The 13087-nt window shown below is 61.2% G+C and carries 11 protein-coding genes and 1 tRNA gene; 9 read left to right on the top strand and 3 right to left on the bottom strand.

All coding sequences use genetic code 11. The annotated features are described in order from the left end of the window. Positions 1-41: 41 nt before the first annotated feature. Both VF617_RS07475 and uvrA read right to left on the bottom strand, forming a co-directional pair. Complete coding sequence (locus VF617_RS07475; RefSeq protein WP_331014242.1) at positions 42-1277, bottom strand: STAS-like domain-containing protein; 1236 nt, start codon at positions 1275-1277, stop codon at positions 42-44. Between the two features lie 43 nt (positions 1278-1320). Next, positions 1321-4362, bottom strand: a complete 3042-nt coding sequence (gene uvrA, locus VF617_RS07470) for an excinuclease ABC subunit UvrA (protein WP_331014241.1) — start codon at positions 4360-4362, stop codon at positions 1321-1323. Between the two features lie 117 nt (positions 4363-4479). Between uvrA and VF617_RS07465 the strand changes: the two genes are divergently transcribed. The 3 genes from VF617_RS07465 (at position 4480) to VF617_RS07455 (ending at position 6801) form a co-directional block, all read left to right on the top strand. After that, on the top strand, positions 4480-5625 hold the full coding sequence (locus tag VF617_RS07465; protein WP_331014240.1) for a DNA cytosine methyltransferase: 1146 nt from the start codon (positions 4480-4482) through the stop codon (positions 5623-5625). A 101-nt stretch (positions 5626-5726) separates the two neighbouring features. After that, complete coding sequence (locus VF617_RS07460; protein ID WP_331014239.1) at positions 5727-6392, top strand: GIY-YIG nuclease family protein; 666 nt, start codon at positions 5727-5729, stop codon at positions 6390-6392. Next, positions 6313-6801 carry a very short patch repair endonuclease gene (locus VF617_RS07455; RefSeq protein WP_331014238.1) on the top strand — a complete coding sequence of 163 codons (489 nt, stop codon included), beginning with the start codon at positions 6313-6315 and terminating at the stop codon, positions 6799-6801. Before VF617_RS07460 ends, VF617_RS07455 begins: the two co-directional genes overlap by 80 nt. A 22-nt stretch (positions 6802-6823) precedes the next feature. Here VF617_RS07455 and VF617_RS07450 read toward each other — a convergent pair whose 3' ends face one another. Continuing rightward, positions 6824-7651: an LD-carboxypeptidase gene (locus VF617_RS07450; protein WP_331014237.1), complete on the bottom strand. Its 828-nt coding sequence runs from the start codon at positions 7649-7651 to the stop codon at positions 6824-6826. A 42-nt stretch (positions 7652-7693) separates the two neighbouring features. Here VF617_RS07450 and VF617_RS07445 point away from each other — a divergent pair, with 42 nt between their 5' ends. The 6 genes from VF617_RS07445 to VF617_RS07420 all read left to right on the top strand — a co-directional run bounded on the left by VF617_RS07445 (position 7694) and on the right by VF617_RS07420 (position 12905). Further along, on the top strand, positions 7694-9085 hold the full coding sequence (locus VF617_RS07445) for a glutamate ligase domain-containing protein (protein WP_331014236.1): 1392 nt from the start codon (positions 7694-7696) through the stop codon (positions 9083-9085). Positions 9086-9580: 495 nt separating this feature from the next. After that, positions 9581-9997: a hypothetical protein gene (locus VF617_RS07440; RefSeq protein WP_331014235.1), complete on the top strand. Its 417-nt coding sequence runs from the start codon at positions 9581-9583 to the stop codon at positions 9995-9997. Further along, complete coding sequence (locus VF617_RS07435) at positions 9994-10203, top strand: helix-turn-helix transcriptional regulator (protein WP_331014234.1); 210 nt, start codon at positions 9994-9996, stop codon at positions 10201-10203. The genes VF617_RS07440 and VF617_RS07435 overlap by 4 nt, the downstream gene beginning before the upstream one ends. Further along, entirely contained in the window at positions 10200-11102 is a 903-nt protein-coding gene (locus VF617_RS07430) for an alpha/beta hydrolase (protein ID WP_331014233.1), read from the top strand. The genes VF617_RS07435 and VF617_RS07430 overlap by 4 nt, the downstream gene beginning before the upstream one ends. A 95-nt stretch (positions 11103-11197) precedes the next feature. Continuing rightward, positions 11198-11273 (top strand) — tRNA-Ala (locus VF617_RS07425). 420 nt (positions 11274-11693) lie between these two features. After that, positions 11694-12905 carry a tyrosine-type recombinase/integrase gene (locus tag VF617_RS07420; protein WP_331014232.1) on the top strand — a complete coding sequence of 404 codons (1212 nt, stop codon included), beginning with the start codon at positions 11694-11696 and terminating at the stop codon, positions 12903-12905. Positions 12906-13087 lie beyond the last annotated feature (182 nt).

Below are 13087 nucleotides of genomic sequence, written 5' to 3'. Positions count from 1 at the left end.
TTCGTGCATTTACTAAGCTGGCACCGTTATACTAGACAAATTCATAAACCGGTCTGAGTTCTCAAAGTGATAGCGCGATCGATGAGGCCTAATACTGTAGAGTCTGCGTTGATTATTTTGACGCTGTTAATGAATCGCATTGGTCCTAGCTCAACAAACAGCTTGCCAAAAACCTCGTCGGCGAAGCTGCTGGATACAACATAAATTCCAGAAAAGTCGATTTTCAAGGTACCTTTTTCGGTAGCTTGTAAAACATTCATTATATAGCGTCGCGCTTCCATGCCCGATTGGCGGCTGCCGAAAGTTTTGCATATTTCATGCGCAGAAATTATCGCCTCTTCCTCTTGCTCATGCTTTCTTTCAATATAGTCAAATGCAGGGGTATGAGCTTTACCTGAGAAGCGAAAGGCGCGTTCGATTAGCTCAGGGTTCTCGCAGTCAATTTGACAAACAACCAACGTGCCGGTGAAAGGGATCATCTCCTTCCGGACATGCATTTCCCCTCCTTTGGTGACATGGAGAGATCCGTGCCGAGATTTTAAAGCGAATATTCCGGAAGAACCGAGAGCTAATCGATAAGTACCAAACAGGCCGTTGCCCTGGTTGGTTGATTTATTCCGCGTTACTCCCTCTTCGATTGCCTTCTGAACCGCTTCCTGTTCATCCGCTATACCTAAGGATCGCGCCACTCCAATCCCGGTGTCCGCGACCGTGAACTCGATTATATTTGTGCGATGAACCTTGCTGCATATTAGAAAACCACCGGTTTTTGAGTTAGAATGCGTAATAACATTATCTGTTATTTCGTTAACCGCCCAATCGACGGCTGCGAGATTCTTTCGGTCTAATTTGGCAGTACGCAGAAGGCTGTTGATCACCTTATCAACCGCGATAACTCTCTCGTCGTGATTCAGAAACTGAATAACGGACGCGTCAGAGGAGTTCATTCGAGGGTTCGGATATCTTCTGTAATCAATGTAATGGGCCAGCCCGAGGCTAATCAGCCTTGTCCTAAGCTGACCATCTCGGGGCTCCAACAAAGTAAAATCGATTGCCTCATCCCGGGTGAGACGTCGAAGATTTGCAGCCAGTGGGGCGACCACCGAATTAGTCATCGTGGTGAGCGACGAGAAATCGAGGGTTATACCCTTGTATCGCGCAACGTTAATGGCCTGATGCAATGCCGACGTCAGTGACGGCAACGATGCAAGTCTCAAGTCACCGAACACAGCAATTTTGCCGCGATCAGAATCTACCTTGAAGAATTCTCCGGCCATCCCGCCTCCCCAGACTCAAAACCATACGCTTGCGTGATATAACTCACTCCGCCGCCACCGTCTCCCGCACCTTCCGCCGCTCCAGCAACGGCGCCAGATAGCGCCCGGTGAAGCTCCGCGGCTCTTTCGCCACAACCTCGGGCGTGCCCTCCGCCACAACCTCGCCGCCCTTCACGCCGCCCTCCGGGCCCAGGTCCAGTACCCAATCCGCGGTCTTGATGACGTCGAGGTTGTGCTCGATCACCACCACGGTGTTGCCCTGCTCGACCAGTGCGTGGAGCACTTCCAGGAGCTTGCGGACGTCCTCGAAGTGCAAGCCGGTGGTAGGCTCGTCGAGGATATACAGCGTCTGGCCGGTGGCGCGCCTCGCCAGCTCCTTGGCCAGCTTCACGCGCTGGGCTTCGCCGCCCGAGAGCGTGGTCGCCTGTTGGCCGACCTTGACATAGTCCAGGCCGACTTCGGCCAGCATCGCCATCTTCTCGCGGATGGGCGGCACGGCCTTGAAGAATTCGTGGGCGTCCTCGACGGTCATGTCGAGCACGTCGGCGATGCTGCGGCCCTTGAACTTCACTTCGAGCGTCTCGCGATTGTAGCGCTGGCCGTGGCAGACGTCGCACGTCACGTAGACGTCGGGGAGGAAGTGCATCTCGATCTTGAGCAGGCCGTCGCCGGTGCAGGCCTCGCAGCGGCCGCCCTTTACGTTGAAGCTGAAGCGGCCGGGCTTGTAGCCGCGCGCCTGGCTTTCGGGGAGGCCGGCGAACCAGTCGCGGATCTGAGTGAAGGCGCCGGTATAGGTGGCGGGGTTGCTGCGCGGGGTGCGGCCAATGGGGGACTGATCGATGTCGATCACCTTGTCGAGATGCTCGAGGCCGGTGATCCGGTCATGCTTGCCGGCGAGGATGCGGGCGCCGTTCAAGGTGCGCGCGGCGGCGGCGTAGAGCGTGTCGATGGTGAAGCTCGACTTGCCCGAGCCCGAGACGCCGGTGATGCAAGTGAAGGTGCCGAGGGGGAGCGACGCGGTGACGCCGGTCAAGTTGTTGGCGGTGGCGTTGTGCACGGTCAGCTTCTTGCCGGTGCCCTTGCGGCGCTTGTCGGGGAGCGGGACCATGCGGCGGCCGGAGAGATAATCGGCGGTGATGCTGGTTTCGCAGGCGAGGACCTGATCGAAGCTGCCATGCGCGACGATCTCCCCGCCATGCGCGCCCGCGCCGGGGCCCATATCGATGACGTAATCGGCGGTGCGGATCGCGTCCTCGTCATGCTCGACGACGATCACGGTGTTGCCGAGATCGCGGAGGCGGCGGAGCGTTTTGAGCAGCATCTCGTTGTCGCGCTGGTGAAGGCCGATGCTGGGCTCGTCGAGGACATAGAGCACGCCCGAGAGGCCGGAGCCGATCTGGCTGGCGAGGCGGATGCGCTGCGATTCGCCGCCGGATAGCGTGCCGCTGGTGCGATCGAGGTTCAAGTAATCGAGGCCGACATTGTTGAGGAAGCCGAGGCGCTCGTCGATCTCCTTGAGGATCGCGCGGGCGATCTCGCGCTGCTGATCGGTGAGCGTGGCGGGGAGCTTCTTGAACCAGGCGAGGGCGTCGACCACCGAAAGGTGCGTGGCGTGGCTGATGCTCTCGCCCGCGATCTTGACCGCCAGCGCCTCGGGCTTGAGGCGGGCGCCGTGGCAGGTCTCGCAGGGGTGGCTCGCCTGGTACTTGCTCAGCTCCTCGCGCATCCAGGCGGATTCGGTCTGGAGCATGCGGCGGTTGAGGTTGCCGATCACGCCTTCGAAGGGCTTGCGGACGTCATAGGATTTGCGGCCGTCGACGAAGGTTAGCGTGACGGGACGGCCGCGGGTGCCGTGGAGGATGGTGTAATGGACCTCTTCGGGCAAATCGCGCCACGGCGTTTCGAGGCCGAAGCCGAATTCGCGGGCGAGGGAGCCCAGCACCTGCATGTAATAGGGGCTGGGCGGGTTGGACTTGGCCCAGGGCACGATCGCGCCCTTCTTGATGGTAAGCTCGTGATTGGGGACGACGAGATCCTCGTCGAACACGAGCTTTTCGCCGAGGCCGTCACAGGCGGGGCAGGCGCCCTGGGGGGCGTTGAAGCTGAACAGGCGCGGCTCGATCTCGGCGATGGTGAAGCCCGAGACGGGGCAGGCGAACTTTTCGGAGAAGACGATGCGGTTTGGCGGCAGGCCGGTGTTTTTCATGCCACTCTCCCTCTCCCCGCTTGCGGGGAGAGGGTCGGGGAGAGGGGCAGTGTCGGGGTGGAACTGCTGGGGCGCCTCGTGCACCGCACTGCCCCTCTCCCTCGCTTCGCTGCGCTCGCTTGCCCTCTCCCCTGAAGGGGAGAGGGAACTTACCGTCGTATCCACCAAGTCCACAAAGGCCAGCCCCTCGGCGAGCTTGAGCGCGGTTTCGAAGCTTTCGGCCAGCCGCGTGGCGATGTCGCCGCCGACGACGAGGCGATCGACCACGACTTCGATGTCGTGCTTGTATTTCTTGTCGAGCGCGGGGGCGTCCTCGATCAAGTACGTCTCGCCATTTATGCGGACGCGCTGGAAGCCGGCTTTCTGCCACTCCTGCAATTCCTTGCGATACTCGCCCTTGCGGCCGCGGACGACGGGGGCGAGGAGGAGCAGGCGGGTGCCCTGGGGGAGCGCCAGGACGCGATCGACCATCTGGCTGACGGTCTGCGCGGCGATGGGGAGGCCGGTGGCGGGACTGTAGGGCACGCCGACGCGGGCCCATAGGAGCCGCATGTAATCGTAGATCTCGGTGACCGTCGCGACCGTGGAGCGCGGATTGCGGCTGGTTGTCTTCTGCTCGATCGAAATCGCGGGGCTCAGGCCCTCGATATGATCGACATCGGGCTTCTGCATCAGCTCGAGGAACTGGCGGGCATAGGCGCTGAGCGACTCGACATAGCGGCGCTGACCCTCCGCATAGATCGTATCGAACGCGAGGCTCGACTTGCCGCTGCCCGACAGCCCCGTGATCACCGTCAGCGTGTCGCGCGGAATGTCGATATCGACGTTCTTGAGGTTATGCTCGCGCGCGCCGCGAACGGTGATGTGAGTGAGGGCCATGGGTTCGGTTTGTTCCAGATTTGTTCTTGATACGCAAGCCGCGGTGAGGCAAGTTAGCGATATGGGAAGCGCTCCCGCGTCGGCAAGCTCAGCCTTGCGCGGCTGGGACTAATCGGCATGGTGCGTGAAATGGCTGAGCGATATGGATTTTACGAGTTCTTTGCAGGCGGCGGAATGGCGCGGGCGGGCTTAGGCGCGAGCTGGGAGTGCCTGTTCGCCAATGACTTCGATCCGAAGAAGGCGGCTGCCTATGCGGATAATTGGGGGAAAGAGGGGCTTCACGTCGGCAACGTTGGGCGCGTGAAGGCGAATCAGCTGCCTGGTCGGGCGGATCTCGTTTGGGCCTCTTTCCCTTGTCAGGACCTATCGCTGGCTGGTGCGGGCGCGGGATTGAAGGGTTCCCGTTCAGGGACGTTCTGGCCGTTCTGGAAGTTGATCGAGTCGGCTCGAGCTCAAGGTCGTAAACCCCGGACAATCGTTCTCGAAAACGTGTGCGGCCTTCTCACCTCGCATGGCGGCGCGGATTTCGCTGCCCTTTGTGAGGCGGTGGGGGGCGCCGGCTACTGGATCGGGGCGTTGGTTATCGATGCGCAACTTTTCGTGCCGCAATCGCGCCCGCGCTTGTTCGTAGTCGCGATCGACATTGATGAGCCAATCCCCGGGCGTGTGCAAAGCCCTTACGCCGTGGATATGTGGCATCCTGAGCGGTTGAGACGGGCTCAGGCCGCGTTGCCTGAGCGCCTGCGGCGAAACTGGCTTTGGTTCGCGCCACCCGCTCCGGCCAAGCGGAACGAGCAACTCATTGATGTGCTCGAAGACCGCCAAGCTTGGGATGATGTGTCCGAGACGGCGAAGCTCCTTGCGATGATGAGTCCGGTGAACCGGACGAAAGTCGACATCATGGCGGCCAGCGGCGTGCGCGCCGTGGGCGCTGTGTATAAGCGCACACGGATCGAAGACGGGCGGAAGGTACAACGCGCGGAGGTGCGGTTCGACGTTGCCGGCTGTCTTCGCACTCCGGCGGGCGGCTCGAGCCGCCAGACGATCCTAATGGTGGATGGTGGCGTCGTCCGATCGCGCCTCGTTTCGGCGCGCGAGACCGCGCGACTAATGGGCCTGGCGGAGGATTATCGCCTGCCAGCCCGATATACCGACGCATATCATCTGACCGGCGACGGCGTGGCCGTGCCTGTCGTTCGGCATCTCGCCGAGTGGTTGCTAGAACCGGTGCTTGCGGGCGGCATGGCCAGGGTGGCTGCATAGTGCCTAAAAACGAGTTTGGCGCGCGAACCCCGCCGCCTGAGACAATCGAACTCCGTCGGGGATTGAAGACGTTTCTGGAGCGATCCTTGGCTCCGTCGAATATGGACCCGGAACCGCGTCGCCTGGGTGCCGTAAAATGGGGCGTATATGCTTTCTTCGACTATGACGGGGAACCCATCTATGTAGGGCAAACTCGGGAAAGTATCGGAACCCGAGTGAGGCGGCATCTCACCAACCAGCGAACCGACGCGGTCGCAATGTCTGTGCTCGACCCCTTCGAGGTGCGTACGATCAAGGCGTGGCCGCTTCGAGAGTATCAACTGCTCAAGGCTTCAGGACCCAACCGCTCGCCGCTGGAAGAAATCGAGGCGGCAGTTGCGCATCTCAATGCGCTGGAGCGCACGGTGTTCGAGCAGGCTATCGAGGACAGCAGTCGCAATGCAATCCTGAACGAGAAGGATCCACCCCCGGGCGGATTCGCCGAATGGTTTCAGCCAGAAACAGGGGAGTTGGTTTCGCCGGAATTGCTGGCGGCCCGCAGCCATCCTGATACGCGGGTTGCGCGCAGGGCGATGACTATAGCGCGCCTGGCGCAAGTGATTTCCGAACGCGAGCTGAAAACCGGCGGGCTGCGCCGCGCCCTGCTTACACAGGCGCAGCGCTTGGAGATGCTCGCGCGGAAACGATATGAAGGCCTTGGCGGGGCGGCAAGTGTCGAGAAACGTAGTAAAGATGAACCAGAGAGCGCAGGCGGCGAAGAAGAGTAGGGCGCGCCCGCTAACTCGCTCCGAGACGATGGCGCGCGTGCGATCTTGCGATACGACGCCCGAGCGCAAGGTTCGACAGGTGCTGACCAAGCTCGGCTATCGCTACCGCCTGCACCGTAAGGATTTGCCCGGTAATCCCGATATTGCCTTTATCGGACGGCGAAAGGCTATCTTCGTGCACGGCTGCTTCTGGCATGGACATGACTGCAAGCGCGGCGCGCGTACGCCCAAGGAGAACGCCGACTATTGGATGGCTAAGATCGCGCGCAATCGGCTTCGTGATGAGACGGTGAGAGGACGTTTGACTACCGATGGGTGGGGCATACTGACCGTATGGGAATGCGAGCTTCGCGATCCGCCCCGTTTGGCGATTAGGCTAAAAGACTGGCTTGAATTAGCGCCGGGTTAGCGACCCGATTTTCTCGATCCCCTCACCCCCGCACGCTGACTCCGAACGGCACCACCCTATTCAGCGCCACGTGCCCGATCTCGCACCGCCCCAGATACGGCACTCCCATTTCGGCGCACCAGCGGACCATCATCTGTTCGGGTGTCTCGCCGAAAGGCACGTCGTTCTCGACTACGTCGCTGACCGCGCCCAGGCGCACGCCGGCGATGCCCTTCAGCTGCGTGGCGTGCGCCATGGTGAAGAGCATGCGGTCGAGCCGGTACATCGGCTCGCCGACTTCCTCGATCATCAGGACGTGATCGGTGAGATCGGGCAGCCAGGGCGTGCCCGTCATCGCAGTGAGGATCGAGAGATTGAAGGCGGCGGCGGGCTTGCCGTTCAGCAGGGTGGGCTCCAGCGCCTTCTTGTCCTTGTCGATCAGCCAGGAAAGCGCCCATCCGGGCGCTTCGCCGCTATCGTTCTTGCCCATGCTGCTCGCCATCGAGGCATGCGCCGGAAAGCCGATCCGCCGGGCATAAAGCGCGCCGAGCAGGAACCCCATGTCCGAGAAGCCCATATAGGTCTTGGTCTTCGCCGCGGAATTGAGGTGGGGCATCACCATTTCCAGAATGCGGTTCGATCCATAGCCGCCGCGTGCGAACCAGATCGCGTCGATCCCGGGATCGTTGGCGAATTCGAGGAAGGCCGCCGCGCGGACCGCATCGGGTCCGGCGAAATGCCCTTCGGTGAGATAGCATTGCGGGTGGAAAACGATGTCGTGCTGCGGATAAGTGAGCGCCATGAACGCGGCCATGCGCGCCGAGCCTTCCTTGCTGACCGTCCTTGCCGGTGCGACGACTCCGATGCGCATGAATCTTGCCCCTTCGCTTCAAACTGGCGATAGCGCGGCGGAATGGAACATCGCAAACCTTACTTCTTCGTCGGCATCGGCGGATCGGGAATGATGCCGCTGGCGATGATCCTGGCGGGGCAGGGCGCGCGGGTTTCGGGATCGGACCGCAGCCTCGATTCGGGCAGGCTGCCGGCGAAGTTCGACGATCTGGCGAAGCGTGGGGTTTCGCTGTTTCCCCAGGACGGGAGCGGAGTTTCGGGCGGGCAGACCGTCGTCGCATCAGCGGCGATCGAAGCCATTGTGGCGGACATGGTGGCGGCGGAAGCAGCGGGATGCGAGCGCATGACGCGCGCCGAATTGCTCGCCGGCCTGTTCAATGCGGCGCCGCTTTCGATCGGAGTGGCGGGCACCAGCGGCAAATCCACGGTGACCGGGATGATCGGCTGGATCCTGCATGCCTGCGGGCGCGATCCGACTGTTATGAACGGGGCGGTGATGAAGAATTTCGCCTCGCCGGACGCGCCCTTTGCCAGCGCGCTGGTGGGTGCGGGAGAGGCGTTCGTCAGCGAAGTGGACGAGAGCGACGGTTCGATCGCGCTTTATTGGCCCAAGGTGGCGGTGCTCAACAATGTGAGCCTGGATCACAAGAGCCTGGCAGAACTGCGCGACTTGTTCGGCGCATTCGCGGCCAAGGCGGCGACCATCGTGGTCAATGTCGGGGATGCGGAGAGCGCGGCGCTCGCGATGGGGCTGGATCGGGTGCGGTGCATCACCTTCGCAGTAGAGGGAGCGGCCGATCTGGTGGCGCGCAACCTGGCGCCTGAGGCTTATGCGATCGGCTTCGACCTCGAATTCGCGGGCCAGACACACCGCGTTCGGCTGGGCGTGCCCGGGCGGCATAATGTGGCGAATGCGCTGGCCGCGGTGGGCGCGGCGATGGCGGCGGGCGTGTCGCTGGGCGAGGCAGTGCGTGCGATCCATGGCTTTGCGGGGCTCAAGCGGCGTTTCGAGCTGGTCGGCGAGGCGGGCGGCGTGGCCGTGATCGACGATTTCGGGCATAATCCCGACAAAATCGCCGCGACGATCGACACGCTACGCGCTTTTCCCGGGCGGTTGCTGCTGCTGTTCCAGCCGCACGGCTATGGTCCGCTCAAGGTGATGCGCGCGGAGCTGGCGGCGATGTTCGCGGCCAAGCTCGCGGCGGACGACCTGCTGGTGATGCCGGATCCCGTCTATCATGGCGGCACGACGAGCCGCGAAGTGACGAGCGCGGACATCGTCGCGGATGTCGCCGCGGCGGGCCGGCGGGCGGTGCACATCCCCGAACGCGCAGCCGCGTCGGCGTATCTGGTGGCCGAGGCGCGCCCGGGCGACCGCATCGTAGTGATGGGCGCTCGCGACGACACGCTGAGCGGACTCGCCGCCGAGATAACAAAACGCCTGGAGCACTGATCGGCGAGCCTCACGTAAGCTTTTGTTGCAACGCAACATTATTGTCTGGACAGATCGTTCAGCAGGCCACACATTAAATCCGTTATTCCCCGGGGGGTGGAATCACGATGGAACTATTCCAGTTGATCAATTGCGCGCGCGGAAAGCACCTGCGCAGCCGCGACAAAGCATGGCACGACGGCAACATCCTGCATTCGGAATGTTGCGGGTGCGGCAGGCCTATGGTCAAGGACTTCCACGGATGGAAGTTGGAAGACGCGAGCCCTAAGGGGGCGTCGGACAGGCGCTGACTTGCGCGCGGCGATTGCGATACTACGCATCGCGAAACCATCCCGTCAGCCGATGTGAGCGCGGGATGAGGTCGAACTCCAGCAGATGCGGGGACGCACGAAAACCGACACTATATCAACTTTGCTTTCCGTAATGGAAAGGAAGATTGACATAACGTGCCTCGTGCCGTAAAGCTTCCTTTACCGATTCTAAAGGGAGCTTGACATGAATACCAAGAATCCGGCCCAGCGCCGCTATATCGTGCGGTTCGTTCCGGCAATGCTCGCTTATGTGATCGTGCTGTTTGCTTGTAGCTGGGCGATACGGGTTTACCAGCCGGAGGGCGCGGCGCTTTATGCCCTGGCGGCCTTGCCGTCGCTGCCCATTCTGGCGGTGCTTGCGGTGATGGGGCTGTACCTTGCCGAAGAGCGCGACGAGTTCATCCGCAACCGGCTGGTGACCGCGATGATGGGCGGGATCGGCATCACCCTCGCCATTACATCGGTCTGGGGCTTTCTGGAGGAAGGCGCTGATGTAACGCATTTCCCTACTTTCCTGGCCTTCCCGATCTGGTGCGGCGCATTCGGCCTGGTTCAATGCGCGATGAGCCTGCGCGACCGGATGGCAGGCAGCGGGCAATGAATAATCGCCTCCGCGTGCTGCGCGCCGAACGCGCCTGGAGCCAGCAGGACCTGGCCGAGCGACTCGAAGTCTCGCGCCAGAGCGTCAATGCGATCGAGACCGGGCGCTACGATCCGTCGCTGCCGCTCGCCTTTCGCATCGCCGACCTGTTCGAAATGGCGATCGAGGACATCTTCACCAATCCGGCCAAGGGAAATTCCAAATGATCCGCAAATTCCTCTTCACGCTCGCCGCGGCCGCGCTCAGCGCGAGCACCGCTTTCGCGCAGACCGCGGCTGACTACCGTCCAAATCCGTTCGCGACGCGGGCGCACCACATCTCGATAGAGACCACGGGAAAGGGGTCGCCGGTAATTCTGATACCTGGCTTGTCGAGCCCGCGCGACGTTTGGCACGAAACGGCGGCGGCGCTGGCCAAGACCCACCGCGTATATCTGGTGCAGGTCAATGGTTTCGGGGGAGACGATCCGGGCGCCAATCTGCGGCCCGGCGTGCTCGACGGGATCGTTGCCGACCTTCATTCCTACATTGTCAGCGGCAAGCTTCAGGGTGCGGCGGTGGTCGGCCACTCGATGGGCGGGCTGGCCACGCTGATGCTCGCCAGGGCGCATCCGGGGGATGTCGGCAGGGCGCTTATCGTCGATGCGCTGCCGTTCGTGGGCTCCGCCTTCTTTCCGGGCTCGACTCCAGAAAGCATCAAGCCCCAGGCCGAGGCGATGCGCGCGCAGATGGCAGGGCTTCACGGCAAGCCGGTTCCCGACGCGGTGCTGAAGGGGATCGCCAGCAACAATGCAATCAAGCCGGAATCGCGCGCGAAGATCGCGGGCTGGATGGCCAAGACCGACATGCGGGTGTCCGGCCAGGCCCTATATGAGGACATGATGATCGATCTGCGCGGGCAGCTCGGCGGGATCGCGGCGCCGGTGACCGTGCTGGCGCCGTGGACAGCGGCGCGCGGTGAAGCGGCGGTGCTCGGTTTCTACCGCGGCGAATATGCGGGCGCGCCCAAGCTGAATGTGAAGGGGATCGGCGACAGCGGGCACTTCATCATGCTCGACCAGCCCGAGGCCTTTCGCGCGGCGCTGAACGCATTCCTGGCGGATTGAGAGCGCAGCGCAGCGCGAATGGCGGTACGATGCAGTTGCATCGCGCTTTGGGGGAAGCTAGTGGAGCGCCGTCCGGGCTTCCCGGTCACAGCGGCGGGGCTGTAGCTCAGATGGGAGAGCGCTGCAATCGCACTGCAGAGGTCAGGGGTTCGATTCCCCTCAGCTCCACCAGCCGCCAAATCAGAATAAATCGTATTAAATCAATCACTTATCGATAAGCTGTAGCGCTCTCGGTTGGCCCGCAATAGGCTCTTGCTTACAATCTCCCCTTCCTAGCGCTTCTGGAAAACCGCAGATTTCTGCGGTTTATTGCTCAGCAGCTTTGCACATATCTTTGCACATAAATCGTAGCATATAATGATAAATTGACGGCGTTCGAAGCGAGAAGTTACGGATAAACCATAGCTTTTTCTTTAGCGGACCTCTGCAATGCCCAACGCCAGCGGCGGGATTAATTCGCCGGCCTATTCCAATGTCATTGTCCTAAACGACGATCTGCAAATTGCGCAACGCACCGACCAACAGCGGGGGACATGGTACCTCCATAGGCTCGGGTCAAAGTGGGTTCGGCGCAGTCTCGGGACGACAGACTTGAAGACCGCGCGACGGCTCGCATTTGCGGCTTATCAAGTGTGGCAGGCAGACCCGCAGGCCGATTGGCTAGCGGCAATCGGATCAACGAAACACCATGTGGGCTTTGCTAAGATTGCCAGTGAGTGGCTCGCCACGCAGAGCACGGATGCGGACTACAAAGCCGCGGTAATCCGCAAATTCCTTATTCCATATTTCGACGGACAACGGTCGGTCACGGATGTCGCAACAATCAATGACGAGATGATAGCCGATTACAAAATTTGGCGGCTAAACTTCTGGAAGACTGTTGCTGTTGAGCAGGTGGCTGTGCCTGCGACAGTTAGAAGCGCGGCAAAGCAAGCTGCTCACTTCGGCGTTCCGAGCGCAAATACACTCAATCGCGAAAGCCCGACCCTGCGACAAATCCTCGGATATGCTGGGAAGAAGGGGTACTTCGGGACAAAACCTGTGCCAACAGTTCCGACCGAAGCATCGAAAGCAAATCCACGCCCGGCCTTTCTAGGCGATGATTTTGACAAACTGGCGGCGGCTGCGGATGAATGGACTGCCGAAGCAGAAACGGACGAAGTTCGGTGGCGTCGCCAGCTGCTTTCGGACTGGATTTGGGTGGGTCGGTATACGGGTATTCGCTTTCCCCACGAAGCTGCCCAGCTTTCCTGGGGTGATATTCGCCTCGATACAAATCTGCTCCACATAGCGGAGACGACCAAGACCGGCAGGCGCGACGTCCCCCTGAACGAGCTTGCCGCAACTCGACTTAGCGAAATGCTCGCGCGGCGGACTTCATTCGCGAAAACGCACAATCAGACATTCAACCAGGATGAGCCGGTATTTGTGCTTTTGGATGGATGTTCGCAGTGCGATCTCGGTAAGCTATTCAACCAGCTGATGGAGCGGTGCAATTTTGCGGTCCGCGCTGATGGCGTGGCTCATTCCCCGTACGGGCTCCGTCACACGTTTGCGACGTTCGCACTTGCAGAGGGCCTGACTGGGGATCATGTCGCCGAAATGATGGGCACCAGCGTGAAGATGCTCAACGTCCATTATAAGCACGGCACGATCGAACAGACGCGTCGCTATCTGCGCGAGCGGGGGCGGCTCAATCAGAATGAACCGGGCGCGGCGGATTGGAAGCCGCTCACAATTGTCGATCCTGACGCGCTTCCAGAAGGCCACTCGGGTCGCCGAAAGCTGATCCTCGCATCATAGCTCCCTGCCCCTGCAAGGGCTCGTGTAGGGCAGGAAAATCTTCTGCGCACCCTCGGAAATGCTACGCCTCATTTCACCCTTGTAGAGCTCCACAGGGATAGCGCTGACAGGGCAAGTTTTGCGCCGGACGAGGATTGTCTGGTGCCAGGTTTATGGTTGCAAATCACGCAGGCTTAACGAGC

It is taken from the genome of Sphingomonas sp. (genome assembly GCF_036388215.1).
Lineage (GTDB): Bacteria > Pseudomonadota > Alphaproteobacteria > Sphingomonadales > Sphingomonadaceae > Sphingomonas.
Note: the sequence above shows the minus strand (reverse complement) of the source record. Positions and strands in the feature narration are given on the sequence as shown.

Bases quoted from the DNA above. Each gene is read 5' to 3' on its own strand.
- VF617_RS07460 (WP_331014239.1), top strand. From the start codon at position 5,727: ATGGACCCGGAACCGCGTCGCCTGGGTGCCGTAAAATGGGGCGTATAT.
- VF617_RS07475 (WP_331014242.1), bottom strand. From the start codon at position 1,277: ATGGCCGGAGAATTCTTCAAGGTAGATTCTGATCGCGGCAAAATTGCT.
- uvrA (WP_331014241.1), bottom strand. From the start codon at position 4,362: ATGGCCCTCACTCACATCACCGTTCGCGGCGCGCGCGAGCATAACCTC.
- VF617_RS07465 (WP_331014240.1), top strand. From the start codon at position 4,480: ATGGTGCGTGAAATGGCTGAGCGATATGGATTTTACGAGTTCTTTGCA.
- VF617_RS07440 (WP_331014235.1), top strand. From the start codon at position 9,581: ATGAATACCAAGAATCCGGCCCAGCGCCGCTATATCGTGCGGTTCGTT.
- VF617_RS07435 (WP_331014234.1), top strand. From the start codon at position 9,994: ATGAATAATCGCCTCCGCGTGCTGCGCGCCGAACGCGCCTGGAGCCAG.
- VF617_RS07455 (WP_331014238.1), top strand. From the start codon at position 6,313: ATGAAGGCCTTGGCGGGGCGGCAAGTGTCGAGAAACGTAGTAAAGATG.
- VF617_RS07445 (WP_331014236.1), top strand. From the start codon at position 7,694: ATGGAACATCGCAAACCTTACTTCTTCGTCGGCATCGGCGGATCGGGA.
- VF617_RS07450 (WP_331014237.1), bottom strand. From the start codon at position 7,651: ATGCGCATCGGAGTCGTCGCACCGGCAAGGACGGTCAGCAAGGAAGGC.
- VF617_RS07430 (WP_331014233.1), top strand. From the start codon at position 10,200: ATGATCCGCAAATTCCTCTTCACGCTCGCCGCGGCCGCGCTCAGCGCG.